At 73.2% G+C, this 1,972-nt stretch carries 1 protein-coding gene; it reads left to right on the top strand.

Translation table 11 applies throughout. The features are described 5' to 3' along the window. The coding region (locus ABWU78_RS20845) for a molybdopterin-dependent oxidoreductase (RefSeq protein ID WP_439159385.1) at positions 1–1,972 on the top strand (1,972 nt) is incomplete at both ends.

Genomic DNA, 1,972 nt, shown 5'->3' on the forward strand with positions numbered 1-1,972 from the left:
CATGTCCATGGTGTCCCACGGCGTCGGAGCCCGGTTCGTCCAGATGCTCGGCGGCACCATGCTCTCGTTCTACGACTGGTACGCCGACCTCCCGGTCGCGTCCCCGCAGGTGTTCGGCGACCAGACCGACGTCCCGGAGTCCGCCGACTGGTGGAACGCCACCTACTGCATCATGTGGGGTTCCAACGTCCCGGTCACCCGCACCCCCGACGCCCACTTCATGACCGAGGCCCGCTACCGCGGGCAGAAGGTCGTCGTCGTCTCCCCCGACTACGCCGACAACACCAAGTTCGCCGACGAGTGGCTCGCACCCCATCCCGGCACCGACGGCGCCCTCGCCCAGGCCATGGGCCACGTCATCCTCACCGAGCACTACGCGCAGCGCCGCACCCCGCAGTTCGCCGAGTACGCGGCGCGCTTCACCGACCTCCCGCACCTCGTCGTCCTCGACGAGCACGGCGACGCGCCGGGGCCCGGCCGCGCCACGTACGTCCCGGGGAAGTTCCTCACCGCGGCGGACCTGCCCGACGGCGTCGGGCACCCCGGCGACGACGACGCCGCCTCCTCGAACGCGCGCTTCAAGACCGTCGTGCTCGACGCCGACGGCACGCCGCGCGTCCCGAACGGCAGCCTCGGCCACCGCTACGGCGAGGCCGACGCGGGCCGCTGGAACCTCGACCTCGGCGACATCGACCCGCTGCTCTCGGTCGCCGACCCGCACGGGGTCTTCTGGGGTGCTCCGCAGGCCGCCCCCACTCGCGACACCGTCCCCGGGCGACCGCCGTCGGCCGACCAGGGCTCTACCTCGCCCGACCAGGGCTCTACCTCGGCCGACCAGGGCTCTACCTCGGGGTACCAGGGCTCAACCTCGGCGGAGCTCACCTACGAGACGGTCGCCGTCGCGCTGCCGCGGTTCGACCTCGACCCGACGCCGGGCGACGAGGCCGCCGCGCACCTGGGCGGCGCAGGCGTCGTCGTGCGCGGGGTCCCGGCCCGCCGCGTCGGCGGGCGGCTCGTCACCACGGTGCTGGACCTGCTGCTCGCGCAGTACGGCGTGAACCGCCCGGAGCTGGGGCTGCCCGGCGAATGGCCCACGGGCTACGACGACGACGCGACGCCCGCGACGCCCGCGTGGCAGGAGCGGTTCACCGGGGTCCCGGCCGCGGCGGCCGAGCGCATCGGGCGGGAGTTCGCGCAGAACGCGCTGGACTCGGGCGGTCGCTCGATGATCATCATGGGTGCGGGCACCAACCACTGGTTCCACTCCGACACGATCTACCGCGCGATGCTCGCGCTCACGACGCTCACCGGCTGCCAGGGCGTGAACGGCGGCGGGTGGGCGCACTACGTGGGGCAGGAGAAGTGCCGGCCGGTCACGGGCTGGGCGCAGTACGCAGGCGGACTGGACTGGTCGCGCCCGCCGCGGCAGATGATCGGCACGGCGTTCTGGTACCTCGCGACGGACCAGTGGCGCTACGACGGCCTGCCCGCGGACGCGCTCGCGTCGCCGCTCGCGCAGGGCCAGTTCTCCGGGCGCACGACGGCGGACACGCTCGTCGAGTCGGCGCAGCGCGGCTGGATGCCGAGCTTCCCGACGTTCGACCGCAACCCGCTCGACCTGGTGGACGAGGCCCGTGCGGCGGGCAAGGAACCCGCGCAGCACGTGGTCGACGAGCTCAAGGCCGGGAACCTGCGCTTCGCGTGCGAGGACCCGGACGACCCCGCGAACTTCCCCCGCGTCGTGACGGTGTGGCGCGCGAACATCCTCGGGTCGTCGGGCAAGGGCAACGAGTACTTCCTCAAGCACCTGCTCGGCACGGACGCCGCGGTCAACGCGGCCGAGTCGAGCCCCGAGCGCCGCCCGCGGTCGATGACCTGGCGGGACGAGGCGCCGCAGGGCAAGCTCGACCTGCTCGTCACGCTCGACTTCCGCATGACGTCGACGACGCTGTTCTCCGACGTCGTGCTGCCC

The sequence above is a fragment of the Cellulosimicrobium sp. CpK407 genome (genome assembly GCF_051844275.1).
In the GTDB taxonomy this organism is placed as follows: Bacteria; Actinomycetota; Actinomycetes; order Actinomycetales; family Cellulomonadaceae; genus Cellulosimicrobium; species Cellulosimicrobium cellulans_G.